This window comes from Pyxidicoccus sp. M6, from assembly GCF_055568925.1.
In genome coordinates, this window is the sequence record NZ_CM145714.1 from 3,354,725 (window position 1) to 3,375,354 (window position 20,630).

At 70.4% G+C, this 20,630-nt stretch carries 10 protein-coding genes; 2 read left to right on the forward strand and 8 right to left on the reverse strand.

Annotated features, from left to right (window positions below):
- Positions 1-27: 27 nt before the first annotated feature.
- Together ACVTJA_RS14060 and ACVTJA_RS14065 are read right to left on the reverse strand one after the other, a co-directional pair.
- Positions 28-618 carry a TetR/AcrR family transcriptional regulator gene (locus ACVTJA_RS14060; RefSeq protein WP_465836870.1) on the reverse strand — a complete coding sequence of 197 codons (591 nt, stop codon included), beginning with the start codon at positions 616-618 and terminating at the stop codon, positions 28-30.
- Positions 615-1,733, reverse strand: a complete 1,119-nt coding sequence (locus ACVTJA_RS14065) for a saccharopine dehydrogenase family protein (RefSeq protein ID WP_465836871.1) — start codon at positions 1,731-1,733, stop codon at positions 615-617. Before ACVTJA_RS14065 ends, ACVTJA_RS14060 begins: the two co-directional genes overlap by 4 nt.
- A gap of 160 nt (positions 1,734-1,893) precedes the next feature.
- Here ACVTJA_RS14065 and ACVTJA_RS14070 point away from each other — a divergent pair, with 160 nt between their 5' ends.
- A complete protein-coding gene (locus ACVTJA_RS14070) occupies positions 1,894-3,189 on the forward strand; it encodes a hypothetical protein (protein WP_465836872.1) in 1,296 nt (431 codons plus the stop codon).
- 47 nt (positions 3,190-3,236) lie between these two features.
- On the opposite strand, the gene ACVTJA_RS14075 is transcribed toward ACVTJA_RS14070, so the two are convergent.
- The 5 genes from ACVTJA_RS14075 to ACVTJA_RS14095 all read right to left on the reverse strand — a co-directional run bounded on the left by ACVTJA_RS14075 (position 3,237) and on the right by ACVTJA_RS14095 (position 13,605).
- Positions 3,237-4,055, reverse strand: a complete 819-nt coding sequence (locus tag ACVTJA_RS14075) for a dioxygenase family protein (protein ID WP_465836873.1) — start codon at positions 4,053-4,055, stop codon at positions 3,237-3,239.
- 117 nt (positions 4,056-4,172) lie between these two features.
- On the reverse strand, positions 4,173-7,637 hold the full coding sequence (locus ACVTJA_RS14080) for a hypothetical protein (protein WP_465836874.1): 3,465 nt from the start codon (positions 7,635-7,637) through the stop codon (positions 4,173-4,175).
- Positions 7,631-8,170: a DUF1318 domain-containing protein gene (locus tag ACVTJA_RS14085; RefSeq protein WP_465836875.1), complete on the reverse strand. Its 540-nt coding sequence runs from the start codon at positions 8,168-8,170 to the stop codon at positions 7,631-7,633. The genes ACVTJA_RS14080 and ACVTJA_RS14085 overlap by 7 nt, the downstream gene beginning before the upstream one ends.
- Positions 8,167-11,853, reverse strand: a complete 3,687-nt coding sequence (locus tag ACVTJA_RS14090) for an AsmA family protein (protein ID WP_465836876.1) — start codon at positions 11,851-11,853, stop codon at positions 8,167-8,169. The genes ACVTJA_RS14085 and ACVTJA_RS14090 overlap by 4 nt, the downstream gene beginning before the upstream one ends.
- A gap of 174 nt (positions 11,854-12,027) precedes the next feature.
- Complete coding sequence (locus ACVTJA_RS14095; protein ID WP_465836877.1) at positions 12,028-13,605, reverse strand: DUF7594 domain-containing protein; 1,578 nt, start codon at positions 13,603-13,605, stop codon at positions 12,028-12,030.
- Positions 13,606-13,899: 294 nt separating this feature from the next.
- On the opposite strand from ACVTJA_RS14095, the gene ACVTJA_RS14100 reads away from it, so the two are divergent.
- Positions 13,900-14,766 carry a PAS domain-containing protein gene (locus ACVTJA_RS14100; RefSeq protein ID WP_465836878.1) on the forward strand — a complete coding sequence of 289 codons (867 nt, stop codon included), beginning with the start codon at positions 13,900-13,902 and terminating at the stop codon, positions 14,764-14,766.
- A 195-nt stretch (positions 14,767-14,961) separates the two neighbouring features.
- On the opposite strand, the gene ACVTJA_RS14105 is transcribed toward ACVTJA_RS14100, so the two are convergent.
- The gene (locus ACVTJA_RS14105) at positions 14,962-20,598 is read right to left on the reverse strand and encodes an AAA family ATPase (protein WP_465836879.1); all 5,637 of its coding nucleotides are present in this window, start codon (positions 20,596-20,598) and stop codon (positions 14,962-14,964) included.
- Positions 20,599-20,630: the final 32 nt, after the last annotated feature.

Here is a 20,630-nt window from a genome sequence, read left to right on the forward strand (position 1 = left end):
CGCCCTTCGAGGCCCCTCCGGGGAGGTTCACTTCACGGTGAGCCAGGACACGAACCGCCGCAGCTCGTTGTCGACGCGCCGGGACGGAGTGCCCACCGTCCCGGACCGGAAGAGCGAGAGTCCCTCCATCAGGGAGACGAGCATCTCCGCTCGCACACGGGCCTCGGCGCGGGACAGTTCCGGCGCCGCCCTGGCGAGCAGCTCCGTCGCCATCTCGGTGTAGCGCGCGTAGAAGCCTCGGAGCTCCTCGGCGATGGCGGGCTCCCGTGCCGCCAGCGCCCACAGGTCATAGAAGAGCCGGTAGCTGTCAGGGTCCTTCTGGTCCTCCAGCAGGAACTCCAATGCATTGTCCAGCGCTCCGGCCGAGCCTCCCGCCGCACCCACCCGCGCCTCGAGCCGCGCAGTCGCCCGCTCCAGGACACGCGCGAGGAGCGCCCGCACCAGCTCCTCCCGGGTCGCGAAGTAGTACTGCAGGTTGCCCAGGCGGATGCCGCTGCGCTGGGCCACCCCGCGCAACGTGAGGGCCGCATGGCCCTCGTCCACGAGCAGCCGCTCCGCCGCTTCGAGGATGGCCTCGCTCCGCTCCTGTCCCTTGCGGGATGCGCCGCGCGTGCTCATGCCGCCCGTCGCTCCGCCGCCGCACCGGATTCCACTTCGAGCTCCACGCCCAGGGAGCGCAGCGCATCGAGCGCGCGCTCGGGAGCGCGGGTCTGCTCCGGGAAGGAGACACCCTGGGGAGGCGCGTCTCCATCCAGCCCCAGCGCGCGCTCCAGCGCCAGGGTGGCTCCTGCCGCGGTCAGGTGGGCCTGCCCGCGCGCATCCACGAGCGTGAGGGCGCGCGAGCCTTCGGGGGAGGAGACCTCGATGCGCACCACGGCCCGGCCTCCCTTGTTCGAGCCTCGCAGCATTGCGCGGCGCAGTCCGCGGAAGCGCTCGCCTCGGAGGAGGTGGAAGAGGCCCAGCCCCTGGAGCGCCTGGAGCGCGAGCGTCGCCGACTCGTCCGAGAAGCCAATGCGCGTGGAGACGGTCCGCGCCCCCAGGACGATGGGAAGCGTGAGCTGCTCGGGCGTGTCGAGCCGGACCACCCGGTGGCGCCGGCCCGCGAGCTCGACCCGGCGCGCCTCGGTCAGCGGCTCCACCACGCGGCGCCGTCCCTCCTCCGTCACCTCGAAGGAGACGTGCATGCGGTCCATGAACTCGATGGAGTCCTCGCCCGCGCGGTCGGCCAGGTCGTAGAGGATGGAGGTGTCGATGGAGGAGGCGCTCCCCAGCTCCCGCGCGAGCGCCGCGCCCACCAGCGGGATGACGCCGCCCATCCATCCGGAGGCGAGGACGACCGGGGCCCGAGGCGGCTCCACCGCCACCACCGCGAGCGCCTGCTGCACGCGAGCCGTCCAGCGGGTGATGTCCACGAAGGGGATGCCCGCGCGGAGGCAGCCACGCAGCAGGCGGTCCACCGGGTCATTCACCAGCGCGACGACGGCACGCGCGGAGAAGTCGAGCGGGGAGGGGCTCGAGAGGTCCATCACCTGAAGCGATGCACCCACTTCCGCGGCCAGGGCTTCGCCCCGTGAAGGTGTCCGGCCGGCCAGCACCAGCGGCAGCGAGGGATGACGGGCCCGGAACATCCGGGCGACTTCCGCGCCGACGACGCCATAGCCACCGGCGAGCACCACGGCTCCCTCGGGAGCGTGTTGGAGGGTGTCCTGAACGGACGATGTCTGAGAGGTCATGGCCCCAATATAGGTCACTTGACCTAAATGCGCATTTCGAAATGATGGAGGTACCCATCCGGCGGTGCGGGGCGCGTCCACATGACCGAGCAACGGTGAGCCGGCGCTCCCGACAACCCTCATGAAGTTTCGCTACCGCGAAGCCAAGAGGGGGAAATCCATGCAGATCCAGAACAAGACGCGTGTGCCCGTTGCCGTGACTTCACCTGCCCCGGCTCCCGCCAAGAGCCAGGCGCCGCAAGCGCCGAAGCCGCCCGCGCCCGCGCCTCAGTCCTTTGGCTCCAGCTTCGAGTCCTCGCGGCCCAGGCCGCTGGTCGCCCTGCAGCCGTCGAGCTTCTCCAACGTCGCGGCCCCGGCCATCCCCGGCAACCCATCGGCAGTGCTGGCGCAGACCGCGACGCCCGCGCCGACGCTCACGCCCACGTCCACGCCACCGCCGTCGCTCACCTACGACGAGGTGGAGGCGGAGTACCGCGAGCGCATCGGCGTCGCGGACCGGGAGCTCGAGGAGGTGGACATGGATGGTGACGGCACCACCGACTATCTCGTCGACGCCGAGACGGACCAGATTGTCGCCTCGGACCGGGACCACGACGGCAGCCTCAACCTGGCCACCGAGTTCGTGGACCTCGACGGCAGCGGCATGGCGGACACCGAGTTCGACCTGGATGGGGACGGCACGAACGAGCACGTCGTCGACTCCACCGGTGATGGCGTGGCCGAGCCCGAGAGCGCCACCATGGGCACCTACTCTGCGCTGACGGCGGAGCACCAGGAGCTGCTCCGGGAGGTGACGGCGGAGCTGGGCTGCTTCCCGCTCGGGCTGGAGAACCTGTCCGAGGACGAGCTGAAGAACCTGAAGGAGTGGCAGGACCGGGGCATCGTGCTGCAGTGGTCCGCCAACGTGCCGAGCGGTACGGGTGAGAACATCCAGGACCTGCTGACGGCCCTGGACCGCATGGAGGCGGTGTTCGGAGACCAGCTACCGGCCCTCCTCGGGCTCGATGGCACGACGACGCTGAACATCGAGATGATTCAGGGCACCAACTCTGGCGGGTTCTACTACCCGGATGGCTCCAATCGCATCCAGCTGTGGCTGCCGCCGGACGGCTCGCAGGCGTCCATCGAGACGATGATTCACGAGATGGCCCACGCCATCGACTTCCACGCGGCGCCAGCGGGAAGCACGCTGTGGTCCGAGGGCTCCGAATGGGACACGGGCAGCGGCTGGGGTGATGACAGCCTGGATTCCACCGAGTCGGCGGGCGCGGCCTCGGACTACGGCGCCACCAGCTCTCCAGACGACTTCGCGGAGTTCGTCGTCTGGTACGTGGAGACGGTGGCCGGAGACGGCACGCAGGGGGCCAGCAACCCGCGCACGCCGAATGATGGGCGGGTGGAGGCGTTCGAGACCTTCCTCGAGGACCGGGGAATCACTCCGGCCACGCTCCCGTAGCGTCGCCAGCCGGGGGGAGCGACTCCGCTCCCGCCCGGCCTCCGGGTCTACAGGTTGACGGCGATGGGGACGTTGAGGGTCGCCACGTAGCCGCTGGTGGTGTTGCCCGTCACGCTCGCCAGCTGGGTGGTCCAGCCGTCACGGAACACCATGTCGGTGGAGAGGGTGATGCGCGACAGGTTGGTGACGCTCGCCGAGTAGCCGGTGGTGGCGTACACCGCGTCGCAGGTGGCCTTCGGCAGCGCGAGCTGCGAGGTGGCAATCTTGTTCGCCGACGACGTCGCGGACGCGAGGCTCGGGTAGATTTCGAAGTGGATGTGCGGCCAGCGCCCCGCGTAGCAGCCGGGGAAGATGCCGGTGAAGGTCACCTGGCCCAGGGAGTTCGTCACCTGCACCCCGCGCAGGTAGTTCTGGTTCGTCGCCCCGGACGAGTAGAGCGAGTAGCGGCCCTCGCGGTCGCAGTACCACAGGTAGATGGCGTAACCGACGAGCGGCGCGCAGCTTCCCGCGGAGTTGATGAGGGTGAGGGTGGTGGTGAGCGGAATTCCTCCCGCGGTCCCCGAGTACGCGCCGAAGCTCGAGCGGATGTTGCTCCGCACGATGCCCGACTGCGTGAGGACGTTGGGGCCGTTGGAGCCGTCCGCCGGGTAGGGCCCCGCGGTCTCCGTCGGAATCGTGGTGCAGGAGGCGAAGTCCTCCTTGAGGCCCAGCACGTCCGTGGATTCGTCGCCGCCGCAGCCCACCAGAGGCAGCAGGCTCGCGCCCACCGCGAGGCGCAGGAGCGTCCGGCGCTCCATGGCCGTGTGGATGAGCTTCAGGTCCTGCTGCAGTCCGCCATCATCGTGCTCGTGATCATGCTCGTGCATCGTGAGTCCTCCCCGTTTGCCCGCCGTGGGCAATGGGAGGGCATTCAGCCCGGCAAATCTTAAGAAAGCCTTAAGAACTGTAATTCATGATTATACAGAATTACAGGCATGGCGAAGTCACGGCTGTTCCGGTAGCAGCAGTGCGTCACGGACCTCCGCGGGCGGATGCGCCGTGAGCGCCAGATAGATTTCGAACCACGCCAGGTTCGCGCGCCAGGAGGGGTTGCGCTGGTCGATGAGGGTCCGGTGCGCCTGGCCCATGCGCTGGGGCACGTCGAAGGGCATGGGCGTGTTGCCCTCCGCGTGCAGCTGCGCCGCGAACCACAGCGCGTCCATCTGCCCGGCTTCGACGGGGGCGTGGGTGCGCTCCCTCAGGGTGTCGGCGTGCGCCAGCGCCTGGCCCAGCCAGGAGGCCGCCCGCGCCGAATCCTTGCGGTCCACGGCGTTCTCGGCCAGCCGCAGCTCCACCAGCGTCGCCGCGCGGAGGTCCTCGTCCCGGTCCGAGTCGTCGAACTGCTCCAGGAACAGCGCCCTCCGCTGTTCGAGAGAGCGCGCGGCGGCGTCCAGGCGCCCGAGCCGCGTCTCCGCGTTGGCGCGCAGCCCCGCGGCGATGATGCGGTAGGAGCGCTGGACGTGCTCGGGCGTGGCGCGAAGCCAGCGCAGCGTGGCCTGCACGGCGGGAGTCGAGAGGTCCTTGTCCACGAGGTCCAGGTCGTCCAGCGCGCGCTGGGGCTGGTTCGCGCCCAGCGCCGCGGCGCAGCGGGCCAGTCGCACCACCAGCCGGTTGCGCAGCCCCTCCGCGTCGAGGGTGCCTGCTTCCAGGAGGGGCAGCTCGCGGTCATGGAGCGCCAACGCCCGCTCGAAGCGCCCCGCGGCGAGGTTGTAGAGCGCGGCGCGGTCCAACACGAGGGGGGTGAACTCCGCCAGCTTCGGGGAGGCCTCCACCATGGCCAGGGCCTTGTCCGCCGCCTGCGCGGAGTCCTGCTCGCGGCCGACGTGCAGCAGCGCCCGGGCGCGGGCCATGGACACCGCCAGCCCCGCGGCGTTGTCCACGTAGGGCAGCGCGTCCCGCTGCTCCAGATAGCCCAGGGCGATGTAGAAGTTGCCCACCTGCGTGTGCAGCAGCCCCAGCGCGCCGAGCAGCATCGCCTTGGAGCGGACGTTGTTGCGCACCAGGTCCAGGGCAATCAGGTAGTGCCGGTTGGCGCGCTCGGCGGCGGCGGAGTCCTGGGTCCGCAGGAAGGCCTCGTGGTGGATGGCGCCGTACAGGGCATGCACCGCGCGCTGGTTCTTCAGCTCCTTCCACGCGGCGCGCAGCTCCTTCACGGCCTGCTCCACCGTCTTCGCGTGGGCGTCGTCATCCAGCTCGGGCAACTGGCGCGCCAGCACGTAGGCCTTCACGAAGTGCGCGAGCGGCCGGGCCATGCTCGCGGAGGTGGTGGTGACTTCCTTCTCCACCACCTCGGGGCGGACGCCGGCCCGCAGCCGCAGGCTCATGGACTCGACGGCGCTCTCCAGCGAGCCCGTCCGCTGCGTCACGAGGTCGAAGTCCGCGCGGGCATCGTCCAGGCGCTCCCGCCCCATTCGGCGGTAGGCGCGGCCCATCAGCGCGCGGCGGAAGAGCCGCTCGGCCCGGCGGCGCTCCTCGGTGCCGGGCGGAGCGTCATCGACGTAGACGGTGGCCAGCGCCTCCAGCACACCGTCGGCGCCGAGGCCCGACGCGCGCTCGACGGCGTCCTGCACCAGCGCGCGCCGCCGGAGCGGGTCCTGCTGCTGACGGTAGAACGCGACCAGGGCGTCACGGACGGGGCGGGGCGGACGCTCCTCGTGCAACGCATTGACGTGCCGACCCATCTCCAGGGCAAACGCATACGCCGAGCCGGCAGGGGCGGACGCGAGCTCTTTGGCCATGACGGCATCCGCCTCGTCATAGGGGCGTCCCCGGTACAGGGCGCGGACGGCCGCACGCGCGAAGTCGAGCTGGTCGTCCGCCTTGAAGACCTTGTTCGCGGAGAGCTGGCGGCCGGCGTCGACCAGGGCCTCGCGGTCATCCAGCTTGCGGTACAGCGCGTCCGCGCGCTCGTGCCAGGCCTCCAGCACCGCGCGCGGCGTGGTGTCCGTGATTTGCGCCGCCTCCAATTCCTGACGCGCCAGCGTGAGGTTGCCGGCGTCATCCGCCAGCTCGCTGCGCACCACGTGCTGGAAGACGGCGGACGGAGGGCTGGGCGCGGCATCGGGTTGGAGCGAGGCCATGCGCTGTCGCTCAATCTCCGCCAGTTCGTCCACCATGCGGCCGCGCTCGCGCTCCTTCATGTCGCGCCGGTGCTGGATGAGGAGCTTCAGCGGCTCCGCCAACCCCGCGGTGGCGGGGTCGCTCACCTTGCACATGTGGTCGGCGTAGAACTCCGCCGCGTCGAAGTCCTCGAAGGTGAGGTGGAGCATGCTCAGGCGCATCATCAGCAGCCGGCGGGGCTTGGGCCGCTCCTCGCGCAGCAGGCGCTGACGGTAGAGCAGGAGGAGGTCCGCGCGCCGGCCGGCCATGCCCAGCTCCTCGTTGAGCCGCGGCACATCCCAATGGCTGGGGACCTGGCCATCCAGCGGCAACTGATACACGTCCAGCGAGCGGTCGCGGGAGCACGTCGTGATGAGGGACTCGGCCGAAGGGGACGGGTACTCGCAGTTCCAGGCCACGCTGGTGAGCTGGTCCGGGCTGGAGGTGGAGGCCAGCGCGGGCGCGTCGTCGCGCTCGGAGGCGAAGGGCACGCGGAACAGCACCCCGCTGTCGCTGGCGTCAATCACCCCGTCCGCATTCGAGTCGGTGAAGAACTGCACCACGTACAGCGAGCGCCCATCGAGCGCGAACACCGGCTGCCCCGTCTGTCCGGGCAAATCCAACGCCAGCGGGACGGGAGCCGCGCCGGGAACATCCAACCGGAGCGCCTCCAGGTGGGGCGCGGCGCGCGCGGCGAAGCCCGGGCCCACCTGCTGCACGGAGCGCTCGACGGGGACGTACACCAGCCAGCGCCCATCGGGTGAGAGGGTGGGGCTGGTCAGGTTGCGCTCGAGCAGGGGGCTCGCGCTCAGCTTCTTCTCCACCGTGACTCGCGACAGCCGCAGGTCGCCCTGGATGGTCGCCCGGCTCACCAGGGCGATGTGCGAGGCATCCATCCACTCCGCCTGCAGCGCGCTGGTCTCCTCTACGAGGCAGCGGCGGCCTTCCGCGTCCGGCAAGTCCCTCACGCACAGCTGCCCGCTGGCCTGTTCCCGGAACGAGATGTAGAGCAGGTGCTTGCCGTCGGGGCTGACGCGCGGCCACGTCACATCCGCGCCCTCGTCGAAGAGGCGGCGCTCGCGTCCCCCTTCCAGGTCCTGGTGGTAGATTTCCGTCGCGATGTTGCGGTTGGACGCGAAGACGAGCGTCTTCCCATCGGGCGTCACCTGCCCCAGGTAGTGGTCTCCCGCGCCCACGGTGAGCCGCGAGGGGGTGCGCATTCCCGTGTCGTTCTCGTCGTCCTGCGCACGGGCGCCGCTCGCGAGGAGCAGGGCCAGGGCCACGAAGCACCAGCCCCGGGGCGTCAGCACTCCTTCTCTCCCCAGGTGCCGTTGGCGGCTTCCACCCAGCCGCCGCAGACCACGCCCTCCGCGTGCACGCGGTGCCAGCTCTGGCGCAGTTGCTCCTCGGGCACACCGGGGCGCACCGTCCGCATCCACTGCCACAGGTGGTGCCGGGCCTGGTTCACCCGCTCAATCAAGTCCACGTCATCCGCCGACATGCGCCCGGCCAGGCATTGGCGCCGCGTGTTCACCAGCAGGCCGTCCTTCCCTTCGCCCACGCAGTGGCGCCGCAGCAACTCGTCGACGCGGTCCGCCTGCGTCCTCCCCAGGTTCTCGATGAGCGGCGCGGGCTGAAGGCCCAGGTCCTCCAGTTGGTTGGGCGTGAGCGGCACCGGCGTCGGGCTCATGCCCGCGCGCGCGAGCCGCCGCTCCACATCCTTGAACGAGCCCGAGGCCTGTTCCTCCAGCGCCGTCGCGCGGTCCACCATGACGATTTCCGGGGCACGGATGCACCCGGAAGCGGCCAGGGCGGCGAGCAGCAGCAACCCGCGGTGGTTCATGGCATGGCCTCCGGAAGGTAGAGCGAGTCGATGACACGGTCGACGATGGGACCCATGGTGATGCCCCGGATTTCGTCGATGCTGATGAGCCGGGCCAGGCCGCCCATGGCGATGCTGAGCCGGCCGAAGCCCTGGTTGAAGCTCACCCGCACGTGCTGCGGATAGCCCAGGCCCAGCGCGTAGCGGACGCGGTTGGTGGCGGGGTCGGCGTGGTGCGGGTCCGCGAGGTCCAGCAGGTCGAGCAGGTGGCGGTTGCCGATGCGCAGGATTTCCGCGCGGCCGTTGACGCTGCGGTCCTTGCCGGAGATGACCATGGCGGCATTGCCGTCGAAGGGCTCGCCCCGGGACGACTGCACGCCCGTCGCCCGCACGTGGGCCTCCAGGGAGGAGCCCTTCCCCTGCCAGTTCAGCGTGCACTGTCCGGTGACGTGCCCGCCCCGGACGCCCATCTCCAGCTGGCTCATGGAGAACACGTTCTGGCTGATGGCCAGGTTGCCCGCCAGCGGAGCGAGGGTGGCGTACGGCGTGCTGATGCGGCCCGCGGACACGAAACCGCTGCGCGAGAGCAGGGGGTGCTGGTCGGCGAAGCGCAGCATCGAATACGGGTTCACGTCGGCGTCGCTCAAGAGCCGCACGCCGTCCGGGGTGAGCTCCACGTTCTCCGTCACCGGCACGTTGCCATCGAGCGCCTGGACCTCGATGCCCGACAGCAGCATCCGCACATTCACGTCCCGGAGGAGGAAGTTGGAGACGGTCCGGAAGACCTTCATGTCGGTGGACGCCACGCGGAAATCCACCGAGGCCTTGCCGCTGCTCTCGAGCACGCCGGGCCGCGTGAGCTTGGACAGGTCCTGCTCCAGCTCACCCCGGACCGCCAGGCGGCGCCGGTGGTCGCCGAGGTCGAGCCGGCCTTCGACCTTCAATTCAGTCCCCGTGCCCGGATTGGACAGTCGCAGGTCGGGGACGTGGATGACGCCATCCGGCTTGCGCCGGGCGGAGAACGCGCCTTCCAAATCCTGGACCGGGTAGGGCAGCGCGGGCTTCTGCTCGAGCGAGCGGACCTTCAGGAGCTGTTTCAGCTCGCTCTCGTTCGTCTCCCACGCCTCGTTGAAGGTGGCGGTGGTGTCGCTGGACAGGCCGGCGAAGGACAGCCGGCGGTCGTACATGCCCACGTTGAGCTTCTCCACCGTCAGTTGACTGTGGATGTTTCGCCGGGGCCCATCGACGCGCGACTCGACCTGCCATTGCAGCGCGGGGATGTTGAGTGACTGGACATCCTTCCGCCAGCGGAAGCCGCGCGCGTCCACCGTGGCCTTTCCGTCGAAGCCGGCGGTCCGCAGCGGGTCGGGCGTCAGGCGCGGGACTCCGTTGGCGGTGATGTCCGTGAGCACGCCGGTCAGCGAGCCGTGCAGCTCGACATCCAGCGCGAGCTTCGAGACATCCAGCTCCGCGGGCACCTGGGCCTTGGCCAGGAGCGGTGCCACCGCGCCTCCGGGCTCGACGCTGCCCTTCACATCACAGCGAAGCGCGCGGGCCTTCCGGTCGAATGACACCGCGGCATCGAGCGTGAGCTTCGGCCCCGCGAGGGTGGTGACGCCCAGCCGGGCTGACGGCCGGCGGCGGTCCACGTCCAGCGTCAGCGTCTGGTGATGAGGGCCTATCTCCTTGTCCCCGACGCGCATCCCCTCGACGCGAACCTCCGCGTCGGCCTGGTGCCGCCAGAGGTCCCCCTTCGAGCGCACCACGACGGTGGCGCTGCTGGCCGACATGTCGTCCCAGCCTGGCCGCTGCAGGCGCAGCTCCGTCCGGTGCTCCTCCCGTGGCGAGGAGGAGAAGAGCGCCGCCAGCCTGCCCGAGGACGTCACGTCCACACCCAGGCGCTGCCAGGGAAGGCGCGCGGCGACGGAGTCCGGAAGGAAGGGCCGGGCGGCCGCGAGGTCCGGCGTCTGGAAGGTCAAGGCGTACGCCACATCGTCGGCTCCCTTGGTGGCGTCCAGCGATGCCTGCATCGCGCCCACGTCGAGCTTCATCCGGGCACGGCCCCGGCTGAGCCGAGGGTCCTCCGAATCAGGGAACACGTCCGAGGCATCGAGCTTCAGGTGCACGGGGCCCTTCAGCACCTCGCGCCCCTCCGCGGTGAGCACCTGGAGTGACTCCACGGGCACGTCCGCCTTCAACGCGAAGGGCGGCCTGCCCGCCAGCGCGGCCTGGAACTGGAACCCCAGCCGTTCCGCCGTCGCACGGAGCTCGGGAGTGCGGACCTCCAATGCGTCCACCTTGCCGGACAACGCGGCATCCCCCGCGACCCTGATGGGCGAGGAGAGGTCGGGCCGGAGCTGCTGACCCGTCAGCTCGCCGGAGACCTTCGGGGCCACCAGCGTGACGGGCCCGTCGATGCCCACCCCCTGGAGCGCGAACGTGAGTCGTGCCTCCAGGCCCGTCCGTGAGTCCGGTGTCGCCACCAGGGAGATGCGGCCATCGCCGAGCGCCACGCGAAGCGCGTCCTGCGAAAGCCGCAGGGTCGCGACGTCGACATCCAGTCCGAGTCGGCCCTGCGCGCCCAGTTGCGGCATGGCACTGAGGGTGACGTCCCGGGCGTCGAGATGCACCTTGCCGCGCTCGAGCGCGAACGGCCGCAGGTCCGCGGGCACCGCTTGCAGCAGCCTCCCGAGGTCCACCTCCGCGAGGGCCTGCGTCAGGACGGGTGGAATCTCCTCCGCATCCGGAAGCACCACCCGCGCCTGCACCTCGGCGCTGTCCGTCAGCCGGGTGCGGTCCAGCTCGACGGTGATGTGCCGCTTCTCGCCATCGAACTTCGCCGAGGCCGAGCCGTGCAGCAGGGAGCGCACGGAGAACCGCGGCTCGAAGGTCTGCTGCGTCACATCGAGGTCCACGCGCACGCGCGCGTCCGCTGCTCCGGCCTCCGCCGAGAGCGCCAGCTCGAGCCGGGCCATGGCCGACGGAAGGGAAGGGCCCTCACGGCCCAGCTCCAGTGGAAGCAGCGCTCCAGGCCGCCCCAGGCTCGCGAAGAGCTTCCATCCCCCGTCCTGCTGCTTCGCCTCGACAGCGAGCGCGAGCCCGCGTAGGGACCAGCGCTCAATCACCTCGCCGCTCCGGACGTGGATGTAGGTCAGCGACACGCCCGATAGCTCGACCATTCCGAAGGGCGGCGCCGAGGCCAGGAAGGCCGCGAGCTGTTGCGAGTTGCCGAGCGGCTCTTCCATGGGGGGCGGCTCGGGAGCCGGCGGCCCCATCACCCCGGAGATGGAGGTGGGCCCCGCCTCATCGGCCACCCAGGCGAGCGCAACGTCCCGCACCGCCACCCGCTCCACCCGAGGCGTGCGGCTCAACAGCTCGCCGGGAGACCACTGCACCTCCAGGGTGCCGACGCGCAGCAACTCGGGCGCGAGGTCCTGGAATGGCGGAGGAGTCCTCACCACCAGCCCTTCCAGGCGCAGGCCCGAGAGCACGGCGACGTGGGCCGTCTGGTAGTCCAGCTTCAGGCCCGTGGCCGCTTCCACCTCGGAGACGATGCGCTGCTTCAACCAGGGAGCGTCGAGGTTGTGCAGCGCGACCCCCACCGCGAGCAGCACCAGCGCGAGGACGCCGACGAACGCCAGGAGCACGCCCGCGATGAGTCGGGCCCACCGCCGACGCGGCCGTCCAGCTCCAGGAGAGTCCATGCGTTGGGGTGGGGAGCTGGCGGTCACCATGTGTCCGGCGAGGCCCGGAGCATAGGCGAAATGCCCTCCGTGGGCCCGCGCGACAGCCTGGCTTCCCGCCGCTCCCACATCCAGCAGCCCGGCAACCTCGGTGGGTCGTCGGGCTTTTTCCTGCCCTGGCCTGGATAGCGGGGTTCAGGGGTCCAGCTTCAGCAGCAGCAGGTCCTGGCCGCGCGAGGGGCCGTACTCCGTGAAGTGCACCTGCACAAGTCCCTCGAACGTGCCGCCGAAGAGCGTGGAGCCGTCGGGCAGCGCGCCCAGCAGCATCGTCTGCAGCGTCGGGCCCAGGGTGCGGGACCAACGGTGCTCGCCCTGCGGCGTGTAGCGCGCCACGAAGGGGCGCTCCTCGTACCAGCTCGGGCCGATGCTGCCGCCGCCCAGGTCCGTGGTGGTCCGGGTGATACCCATCAGCGTGAGGTGGCCCTGCGCGTCCGTGACCAGCTTTCGCAGGTACTCCTGCGACGTGGAGACGCCGCGAGCCCGCGCCCAGCGCTCCGCGCCAGAGGCTTCGAAGAGACCCAGCATCAGGTCCTTCGAGTCCCAGGACGGCTCCGTTTCCGGGTCGCTGTTCGCCACCGTCTGGCCCGCGAAGGTGAAGCCGCCGCCGAAGTGGCCGGCGAAGGCCACCGCGTCACCGGGCAGTGACACGACGCTCGACACCTGGCCGATGCTGCCGTGGAGCACGCGGAACCACAGCTCCACGCCATCCGGGGACAGCTTCGCGATGAACGGGTTCTCCGCGCTGCTGGCCTTCGGGTTGGGCTTGCTGATGGTGCCGCCGAGCAGCACGTTGCCCGCGCTGTCCGTGGCCAGCGCGTGGCCTCGCGTGGGGGCGTTCCCCGCTTCATAGGCGCGGGACCAGAGGTGGTTGCCCTCCCAGGAGAACTTCGCGACGAACAGGCCCGGGCTGGCGTCCTCGTACGCGCGGCTGGTGATGCCCGCGTCCAGGTTGCCGCCGCCCAGGTTGGCGTCACCGAAGAACCACCCGGTGACGATGAGGCTGCCGTTGGCGTCGGTGGCCACCGCCAGCGGGACGATGGGCATGGGGGTCAGCTTGCCGTCGAACGGGGTGCTCGCCCGGAAGCCCTTCACCCAGGTGAGGCTGCCCGCCGGGGAGAACTTCGCGATGAAGGTGGCCGGGTTGTACCCGTCGGCGGTGGGCAGCGGGCCGGTGCCGAAGTCCGGCGTGCCGAAGTAGCTGCCCACCATCAGCACGTTGCCCAGCGGCGTGAGCGTCACGTCCGCGACGGTCAGCGACGCATTGGCCTGGGGGTACGCGCGGGACCACTCATGCGTGCCGTCCGCGCGGAAGCGGCCCAGCATCAGCCCGCCCTGGCTCGGGAAGGTGTCACCGCCGAGCGAGGCGCTGCCGTCGTAGACGCCCGCGACGACGGAGGCGCCCGTGCTGTCCGTGGCCAGGGCCTGCCCCACCTCGTGGCCCGTGCCGCCCTTCAGCCAGGCGCCCTGCACCTCTCCACCCGTGCCCCGGTAGGTGCACTCGGAGAAGGCCTGCGTCAGCACGAGGTGCGGCCGCAGCTCCGTGTTCGCGTCCTCCTTCGACACGAAGTCCACGCCGTTGCCGCCGTCGGGAATCAGGACGAAGCCATACGAGCCGTGGCTCCCCACCGCGATGGTGACGTCGTACTCCACCCAACTGTTGGAGGTGACGCACGTACGCCTCCAGGACGGGTTGTCCGCGCAGGAGGTTTGCACTTGCAGTGCCAGTTGCATTTCCAGGCGTGTGCCCTGGAGTCACAGGCGGAGACGGAAATGAAAGGGATTGCAGCGTGTCACGCCGTTCCGTTCCGTGGCTGGAGGCGGGCACGCGAGAGCAATCCACTGGCCACGCGGTGGGCCCGGCAGCCACGGTGCCCGGGGCATCATCCGAGAGGCCATGGATGCCCATGCGCACGAAGGCCGGCGGGCGGATTGGAGGGCAGGGAAGGGGGCGGTGCCAGCCTGCCCCACTTCATTGATGGCTTCAGTTATTGTAGAATTTTTCGACATATGAGCACGGCACCGTCTGCGAGCCACCTCCGCGCTGCTCCTGAGTTCCTCCTGTCGGATACGCAGGTCTGGAAGGCCTTCGACCTGCTGGCCGACCCCATCTTCATCAAGGACCGGAGCCATCGCTGGCTCTACGCCAACGAGGCCTTCGCCCGGCTGCTGGGGCGGCCCTTGTCGGAGCTGCTGGGCAAGAGCGACGACGCGTACATGCCACCGGAGACGGTGCGCCTGTTCTGGGAGAACGACGACCTGGTCTTCAGCTCGGGCGCGCCGCACGAGAACGAGGAGCCCATCCCGCTCCCGGACGGCACCATCCACACCATCTGGACGCGGAAGTACCCGACGCGCAACGAGGCCGGCGAAGTCACGGGGCTCATCGCCATCATCACCGACATCACCAACCTGCAGAACCGCATCACCTCGCGGGCCGAGTTCGAGCAGCGCGCGCGGGAGAACGAGGTACGGCTCCAGGCCCAACAGTCCATGCTCGACCAGCTCACGGCCCCGGCCGTGTCGCTGTGGAATGGCATCGTGCTGATGCCCCTGGTGGGCGACCTGACGGCGGAGCGCACCACCATCGTCCAGTCGAACCTGCTCGACGCGATTACCCGCCACCGCGCCCGTTACGTCATCATCGACATCACCGGCATCGGCGTGCTCGACACCACCACGGCCACCCGCCTGCTCGGAGCCGTCCGCGCCGCGCGGCTGCTCGGCGCGAAGTGCACCCTCGTCGGCATGTCGCCAGCGCTGGCCCTGACGATGGTGACCACGGGCATCGAGTTCCGGGACATCCCCACGCTGGCCGTGCTGCAGGACGGCCTGTCCCTCGCCTTCCGCGAGCTGGGCTACCAGATTACGCGCTGACGGCGCCGGGCCGCTGGCCCGGGTGTGTCGGCCGTTCCCTTCGCGAAGGGGGGCCTCGTCCCAGATACTGGCGGCTCCGCCAGTGTATTGGAATACCCGCTCGGCCTCAGCATCACCCTGCGAGATGCCAGCGGAAACATGTTCGTCATGACCGAGTGGCATCCGTCCGCGCTCTAGCGAGATGCGCGTCCCGCCCTACTCGCCGGCCGTCGTGGCGGGCTGGCACGGAAGCACCACGGTGAACCTCGAGCCGAGGCCCGGCGTGCTGTCCACGCTCACCGTGCCGCCCAGCGCCTCCGTGAGGCTCCGGACGATGAAGAGGCCGAGCCCGAACCCGCCATAGTGTTGGGTGGGCACCGCGCGCTCGAAGCGCTCGAAGATGTGGGGCAGGCGCTCGGGCGGGATTCCGATGCCGTGGTCTTCCACCACGAGCCTGGCCATCCCATCCCCGCGTGAGATTGCAATCTCGATGGGCCGGCCCTCGCCGAACTTGAGGGCATTGCCGAGGAGGTTCGTCACCACCTGGTCCAGCCTGCTCCGGTCCCACATTCCTTCGATGGGCGCCTCGGCGCGCACGTCCACCCGCGAGCCGGTCCGGTCGGAGGTCTCGCTGAACCGGTCCACCACTTCGTCCACGACGGCCAGGAGGTCCACCCGCTCCAGGTGGAGCTCGAGCCGCCCGGCGTGCAGCCGCGAGACGTCCAGCACGTCGTCCACCAGGCGCATGAGGCGCTGCACCTGCTTGTCCGCCGACTGGAGGACCTGCATGAGCCGCTCCGCGGAGGGGGGCCCTCCGCGTCTGCGCAGCACCGAATGGAGCCCGATGTTCATCGAGGTGATGGGCGTCTTCAGCTCGTGCGCCGCGACGCAGAGGAACTCCTCGCGGACGCGGATGCCCTCCTGGGCCTCCTGGTAGAGGTGCGCATTGTCGATGGCCATCGCCGCCCGGTGGGCCAGCTCCGCGGCGAGCGCCAGGTCCGAGGGCCCGAAGGGACGCTTCGGGTCCGCGCTCCCCAGGGTGATGGCCCCCAACATCCGTCCGCGCGCCACGAGCGGCACGGACATGGCGCTCCGCGTTCCCAGCTCGAGGATGAGCCGGATGTTCTCGCCGTTGCGGCTGTAGTCGCGCATCACGGACTCCGTGAGCGCGGCGAACAGGAGCGGCTTGCCGGAGGTCATGACGCGGATGGCGGGCTGGGGTGAGTTCCAGTCGGGCGGATAGCGCTCCTCCAGCTCGTGCAGGAGCCGCTGCTTCGCGGGGTCGGAGTGGAAGCTGGCCAACCGACGAATCCTGCCGTTCGCTTCAATCACGTCGACGAGGCACCAGTCGGCGAACCCCGGCGCGATGAAGCGCGCCAGGCTCCGGAGCGTGGTCGGATAGTCGAGCGACTCGGCGAGCAGCGCGCTCGCGTCGGACAGGAAGCGCACGGCCTTCTCCGCGCGCGTGCGCTCCTCCACCTCCACCTTCAGCTTCTCGAACAAGAGGCTGTTCTCCAGCGCGATGGCAATCTGGGCGGAGAGGACCTCCAGCACCCGGACGCGCTCCCGCGTGAAGGCGCGTGGGGTCAGGTCGTTCTCGAAGAAGAACGTGCCGAGCAGGCTGTCCTGCCGCCGGATGGGCAGCACCAGGATGGACCTCACGCCGCCGCGGCGCAGGAAGGGGTCGGAAGCGAACCTCGAGTCCCGGGACGCGTCATCGAGCACGAGGACCCGGCGCGTCTGGCGCACGTGCTCGATGACCTCGACGGGGAGCTCGTGCGACGTGGCGAGCGGCGCCCGCCAGGTGGAGACCGGCGGGACGGGGCCACCGACGGCGCGGACGAAGGGGCCTTCCTCCTCCTCGACGACGAGCACGCCCCGCTCGGCTCCGGCGGCCTGGATGCAGACCTCCATCAGCCTTCCCAGCAGGCGCTCGAGCACGATTTCGCTGGAGATGGTCTCCACCGTCTTGAGCAGGCTGAGGGCGTCCAGCGACGGGCCCGGCGCGTACATGGCCGCGGCGAACCCCTCGAGTCCCCCGCCGAGCGCGAACTCCTCCTCGAGCGCGCGCGCCTTGGCCAGGGCTCCCCACCGGACCCAGCCCTGCTGGGCCTCGCGCAGGTACAGGTCCGCGACGCGCGTCCGGCCGAGCGAGAGATAGAGCCGTCCGCAGAGCTCGTTGCCCAGCGCCACGTCCTGGAGGAAGCGGGACTTCATCGCGCCGTCGATGGCCTGGTCATACAGGCCGGCGGCCTCGAGGATGCGGCCCCGGACCCGGGCCAGCTCCGCGTCCACGAGCAGCCGCTTGTGGCGGAAGTTCTCCGCGCAGCCTTCCTCCCATCGCAGCAGCTTCTCCCGCAAGACGGCCACCCGGGCCAGGAGCGCGTCCCGCTCCCCGGCCGCGGGGTTCTCACCGAGCGCCAGGAGGGTCAGCGCGGTGTAGAACGTGTGCTCGGCCAGGGGGATGTAGCCCCCGAGGAAGGCCAGGGGCCTCTCCGCCGCCTCCGCCCACGCGCGTGCCTCGGCCAGGTCCCGGAACAGGAACGACGTCTGGAGGCGCAGGATGTTGTACACGCCTTCCGTCGTCGGGTCCTCCCGGGCCGCCAGGAGGAACGTCGCCTCGTCGAACCCGGCGTCATCGAACGAGCTCCGCCCGCGCGTAAGCCCCATCAGGCAGCGGATGGCCTGCCGGTAGCTGATGTGGTTGCGGACCTGCCCCTGGTTCCCGACCTTCTGGCAGAAGGCCAGGCCATCACCCAGCTCCGCCAGGACCTGCTCCAGGTCCATTCCCGCCGTGAAGGAGTAGATGACAATCATCGCCCGGCCGTAGGCGGCGTGCTCGAACTCACCGAACTGGAGCCCCATCGTGAAGACCTGATGGGCCCCGGCGGCACATGCGGAGAGCGGCTCCAGCCAGGCCCGGATGAAGTTGTTGTAGATTTGGAAGGCCCTCGTTTCCTGGAGCGGGTCCCCGAAGCTCCGGGCGAGCCCCAGGGCCAGGCGGCTGAAGCCCTCCGCGGCCGCGAGCTCTTCCATGCCCAATAGCTGTTGGGCGTGGACCGCGTACGGGAGGATGGAATCACTGCAGGGGCCGTGCTCCAGCGTGAAGCGCACCGCATCCACGGTGAGCAGGCGGAGGAGCGTCCGGTCCACGAACCACGCGGGGGACAGCATGGCGGAGACCAGCTTCATGTACACCCGGTCCTCGGGCCGGGTCATGCGGGGCTGCTCGATGAAGCTCTCGGGCGAGCGTCCGTCCAGGAGCGCGTCGATGGCCTGTCGCTGCGCGGCAATCGCCTCGTCGAAGTCCCGCGTGGGGCGCTCGACTGCGAAGAAGGAGTGCAAGGCCTCCCATCCCCAGCGGAGCGCCAGCTCGTACTCGCCCGTGACGGTCGCGCTCGCAACCCGGAGGACGTGGAGGTCCACGGCCTCGTCCATCGAGCCGGCATGATGGAGCCCTCCGGCCACCAGCGCGCGGCACAGCGCGTGCTCTCCCGTCAACGCGGCGCACTCGGCCGCATCCCGGTGCAGGAGGAACGGGAGCGCGCCGGGGGCCGGGTCCGAGTCCGAGTCCCCTGACAGCAGCCCGAGGCCCGTCCGGAAGTACGCGAGCGCGGGGCCATGGGCCGCGGAGCGGCGCGCCTTCGTCCCGGCCTGGTGGTTCAGCAGCGCGAGCGCGTCGCGCTCCCGGGCGTCCACGAGCAGGTCGACTCCCAGGTCGAGCTGGTCCACGACGTCGAACAGCTTCTCCTCCCGCTTCTCGCCGTGGAACAGCTCCAGGAAGCGGCGGCCAATCCGCAGATGGAGTTGCTTCCGCTGCGCCTCGGACGGGAGCGCATAGGCGGCCTGCTGGACACGGTCGTGGACGAACCCGAAGGTGAGCGCCGAGAGCGGCGCCTGCTCGTTCTCGGGCACGAGCAGCCCCTCTCGCACCAGCTCGCCCAGCCAGGGCGTCATCTCCTCCACGGACCTGCCCCAGGCCGCCGCGAGCGTCGGGAGCTCCATCTCCTTGCCGATGCACGCGGCGACCTGCAGGAGCTCCTGCGCCTCCGCGGAGAGCTTGCGGATGGAGGCCGTCATCAGCTCGATGACGTTCTCGGTGATTTCAATCCGCTCGAGCTCGCGGAGGTCCCACTGCCATGTCCCCCGTTGCTCGTCGAAGACGAGGAGCCCTCCGCGCTGCAGGGAGCGCAGCAGTTGCCGGACGAAGAAGGGGTTGCCCGCCGTCTTGTCACGCACCAGCTCCACGAGAGGCCTCGCCCGTGCGGGCTCGCAGCGCAGCACGTCGGCGAGCAGCGCCATGAGCGCGTCGGTCCCCAGCGGGCCGACCTCCAGCCGCGTGACGGGTGTTCCCACCACCTGGATGTCCCCCAGGGTCCGCAGCAGGGGATGCCTGGCATCCACGTCCCGCGGCCGGAAGGCTCCGAGCAGCAGCACGTGCCGGCTCTCCCGGTCCGTGGCCAGTCCGCGAAGGACGCGGAGCGACGCGGCATCGGCCCACTGCAGGTCATCCAGGAAGAACACGAGCGGCCGGTCCGCGGCCACGGTGCGGATGAAGGCCTGGAGCGTGAGGTGGAAGCGGTTCTCCGCCTCGACCGGACCGAGCGCGGGAACTTCAGGCAGCGCACCGAGCACCGCCTGGAGCTCCGGAACCAGCTCGATGAGCAGGCGGCCATTCCCATGGACGGCCTCGCACAGGCGGCGGGACTCGTCCTCCCGGCGCGCCTCGGACTCGGACACGAGCGCCCGCGCGAGGACGCGCAGCGCCTCCACCACGGAGGCGTAGGGCATGTTCGCCGCACGCAGGTCGACCTTGCCGGACACGAAGCGTCCGTCGCGGCTTGCAACCGCCTTGCGTACGGCGCCGACGAGGGCCGTCTTGCCGGCGCCGGCGTCCCCGGCCACGAGCACGAGCTCCGTCCCATCGTCCGCGACGCGGCCGAGGGCCTCGTCCAGGGCGGCGAGCTCCTGCTCGCGTCCGTAGAGGCGCTCCGGAAAGGGCAGCTCCCGCGCGAGGTCGAGCCGGCCCAGCTCGAAGGGCTCGATGGTGCCCGTCGCGCCCCACTGCCTGCGCGCCTCCCGGAGGTCGGCGGCGAGCGCCTCGGCGCTCTGGTACCGCTGCCGTGGCATCTTCGCGAGGAGCTTCTGGACGATGTCGGAGAGCACGCGAGGGACACGCGGGCTGGCGACGGCGGCGGGCACCGGAACCTTGGCCAGGTGCGCATGCACGAGCTCGAGCGGGTCCGCGGAGCGGAACGGGGGCGCACCGGTGAGCATGGCGTAGAAGGTGGCGCCCAGGGAGTAGAGGTCGGCGCGCCAGTCGATGAGCCAGCTCATCCGGCCCGTCTGCTCCGGTGAGGCCCACGTCAGCGCGGCGAGCTGCTCGTGCTCGGGCGTCCTCGCCAGGCTCGCGAGCTCGGCCGCATCTCCGAAATGGACCAGGGTCGGCGTTCCCCTGGCATCGAGCACCACATGGGACGGAGAGATGGCACGGTGGACGATGCCGCGCGCATGGATGCGCTCACACGCCTCGGCGAGCGGAATGGCCACGCCGAAGAAGTCCGCGAGCGGAAGCGGCCCCTCGGCGAGCCGATGCTGGAGGTCCTCGAGGCCAGCGCTCTCCAGGACGAGGGTGGGCGCATCATCCGGGCCGCGGAGGTCGATGGCCCGCTCGACTCCTGGCACGTCGAGTCTGCGCAGGAACGCGAACTCGTTGCGGAGCAGCAGTGCGAGGCGAGGCGAGGCCCCCCGTCCGGAAACCGTCTTGAGCACGACCGTGCCGCTCGCGGTCGCCTGCCTGCGAAGGACGAAGCGCCGGCAGCTATGAATCTCGAGGGATTCCCCCCTGCTCACGCGATGTCTCCCGAGGCATGGTCCTCGGCTCA

Coding starts and splice junctions, on each gene's coding strand:
- ACVTJA_RS14060 (WP_465836870.1), bottom strand. CDS start 618: ATGAGCACGCGCGGCGCATCCCGCAAGGGACAGGAGCGGAGCGAGGCC.
- ACVTJA_RS14065 (WP_465836871.1), bottom strand. CDS start 1,733: ATGACCTCTCAGACATCGTCCGTTCAGGACACCCTCCAACACGCTCCC.
- ACVTJA_RS14070 (WP_465836872.1), top strand. CDS start 1,894: ATGCAGATCCAGAACAAGACGCGTGTGCCCGTTGCCGTGACTTCACCT.
- ACVTJA_RS14075 (WP_465836873.1), bottom strand. CDS start 4,055: ATGCACGAGCATGATCACGAGCACGATGATGGCGGACTGCAGCAGGAC.
- ACVTJA_RS14085 (WP_465836875.1), bottom strand. CDS start 8,170: ATGAACCACCGCGGGTTGCTGCTGCTCGCCGCCCTGGCCGCTTCCGGG.
- ACVTJA_RS14090 (WP_465836876.1), bottom strand. CDS start 11,853: ATGGACTCTCCTGGAGCTGGACGGCCGCGTCGGCGGTGGGCCCGACTC.
- ACVTJA_RS14100 (WP_465836878.1), top strand. CDS start 13,900: ATGAGCACGGCACCGTCTGCGAGCCACCTCCGCGCTGCTCCTGAGTTC.